At 62.8% G+C, this 2,530-nt stretch carries 3 protein-coding genes; all 3 read left to right on the top strand.

What is annotated here, in order from left to right; genetic code table 11:
- A partial coding sequence (locus tag WBF74_RS04055) for a hypothetical protein (RefSeq protein ID WP_424435550.1) occupies positions 1-950 on the top strand: 950 nt, incomplete at its 5' end.
- 177 nt (positions 951-1,127) lie between these two features.
- Positions 1,128-2,063 carry a ribose-phosphate pyrophosphokinase gene (locus WBF74_RS04050; protein ID WP_424435547.1) on the top strand — a complete coding sequence of 312 codons (936 nt, stop codon included), beginning with the start codon at positions 1,128-1,130 and terminating at the stop codon, positions 2,061-2,063.
- Between the two features lie 162 nt (positions 2,064-2,225).
- Positions 2,226-2,530, top strand: a 305-nt coding sequence (locus tag WBF74_RS04045; protein WP_424435544.1) for a 50S ribosomal protein L25, incomplete at its 3' end; no start/stop codon positions are given.

Genomic DNA, 2,530 nt, shown 5'->3' with positions numbered 1-2,530 from the left:
GGAAGCGGGACAAGCGGAAAGTGCATTTAGCAGAAAAGCCAGCCGCAGCCATGCAAATGCGCGAGCGCGCCGCAAGACGTCTGCGCGCCTTCGCTGCCATCGCCATTCTCGCCAGCGCCGCCTGCGTGGATGATGCCGCATCCGACAGAGCCAGCGCCGAACAGGAAAGCGCCACGGCGACAGCGTTCAACGCCCGCTCCATCAATATCGTCCCGCTCGAGGCAGTCCTCCCGACCGAAGCCGCACTCTTTGCCCGCCTGCTCGCCGAAGAAACGGCGCGCGCGGGCAACCCTCCCGTCATCATTGGCGGCGCGCTCGGCGCAGGCGAGGCAGAGGGCAGTACCTATGTCATCGCCGTGATCGACATTGCCGACAAGGAGGGAAAGCCGCTCCACCGCCTGCTCAATGAGGCAACATTGTCAGGCACAAGGCCGGAAGCAATGAGCGAGGCGGGGCTTCGCCGCTTCGCCGCCTCCACGGCACAGCGCGTCTCGCAATGGTACGCCGCATGGTCGCCGCCTGCTTCCTATACGCTCGTCTCGACAGACCCGAATGCAAACCTTCTCACCGCAAGCATCGTCGCGCCGCGCTTCCGCGTCTCGACCGGCCCCGCGCCTGGTGATGGGGCACGCGCGCTCACCCGGGCACTCGAAAGCCAGCTCGCCGAGCAGTCTCGGAAATTGACCTGGATGCGGGGCGGCGATTTCAGCGTTGAAGGTAATATTGCCACCGCCTCGCGCCCCGACGGCCGCCTCGATGTCGATCTCCACTGGGTGCTGAAATCGGCAGAAGGAACAATGCTTGGCGAGGTCCATCAAAAGCAGGCACTGAGAGCGCAGGAAATCGCGGGAGAATGGGGAGAGCTTGCGAAAAGTGCCGCTGAGGCTGCCGCAAAAGGCGTCATCGCCATTCTGGAACCCGCAGCCGCGCGGGTCGCTTCCCGCCACTAAGGTTCACCAATGATCCGCAATGGCGATTCTGCTCTCGGGTTTGCCAGTTTACAGGGACTGACCCCCTTGTTAAAACGCGCTCGCGCCGTCACCGGATATTCACATCCGGGCGGCGCTTCCGAATTGGGGCTTCGTATCTCGCCATACGGTGAGGCTTTTTAAAGCAGGAATCTCGGCATGAAACTCGTAGCGGGCAACTCCAACCGGGCGCTTGCCGAGGCCATTGCCTCCTATCTGAACCTGCCCCTCACGAAATCCGTCGTGCGCCGCTTCGCCGACATGGAAGTCTTCGTGGAAATTCAGGAGAACGTCCGCGGCGAGGACGTCTTCGTGATCCAGTCCACTTCCTACCCCGCCAATGACCATTTGATGGAGCTTCTCATCATCATCGACGCGCTGCGGCGGGCTTCCGCGCGGCGCATCACGGCGGTCATCCCCTATTTCGGCTATGCGCGGCAGGACCGCAAACCCGGTGCCCGCACCCCCATCTCGGCGAAGCTGGTGGCAAACCTCGTCACCACGGCGGGCGCTGACCGTGTGCTGACGCTGGACCTCCATGCAGGCCAGATCCAGGGCTTCTTCGATATTCCGACCGACAACCTCTTCGCCGCCCCGGTGCTGACGCGCGATATTCAGCAGCACTACAAGACAGATAATGGCGTGATGGTGGTGTCGCCCGACGTGGGCGGCGTGGTCCGCGCCCGCGCCATCGCAAAGCGCATCGGCGCTGACCTCGCCATCGTGGACAAGCGCCGCGAACGCGCGGGCGAGTCCGAGGTCATGAACATCATCGGCGATGTGGCGGGCCGTTCCTGCATTCTCGTTGACGATATCGTGGATAGCGCCGGCACGCTCTGCAATGCCGCCGAAGCCCTGCTCCAGCAAGGCGCCACCGAAGTTTCCGCCTATGTCACGCATGGCGTGCTGTCAGGCGGCGCGGTTGCCCGCGTTTCAGCCTCAAAGCTCAAGGAACTGGTCATCACGGATTCGATCCAGGCGACCGAGGCCGTCCGTGTGAGCCACAATATCCGCGTCGTCTCCATCGCCCCGCTGATCGGCGAGGCCATGCGCCGCACGGCCGAGGAACGCTCCGTTTCGAGCCTTTTCGACTGATTTCGGGGCTCCGGGACCGGCCGGGCCGCCCTCCTCTTCGGTTGAGTTTTCATAGCCCAGGCGCTATAAGGCGCGCGATCCTGCACTTCCACACCCCTGGAGGAGACTTGCAGGCTATGCACGCGGGCCTCTTAAGGCCCCGTTTTCATTGGAGAATTGGTCATGGTCGAGACCACGACGCTCAAGGCCGAGACGCGCGAGAAGAGCAGCAAGGGGGCTGTTCGGTCGCTTCGTCGCGAAGGTCGCGTTCCCGCCGTCATTTACGGCGAAAAGAAATCCCCCGAACTCATCACTGTCCCCTACAAGGACGTGACCGCACTCTACCAGACCGGCACTTTCATGAGCCAGGCGATTGATATCGAGCTGGATGGCAAGAAAGAGCGCGTCATTCCGCGTGATGTGCAGTTCGAGCCTGTCCGCGACTTCATCATCCACGTCGACTTCCTGCGCCTTGGCAAGAACGCTGT

It is taken from the genome of Parvibaculum sp., from assembly GCF_049672805.1.
GTDB lineage: Bacteria > Pseudomonadota > Alphaproteobacteria > Parvibaculales > Parvibaculaceae > Parvibaculum.
This window is presented reverse-complemented; position numbering and strand designations above follow the sequence as displayed.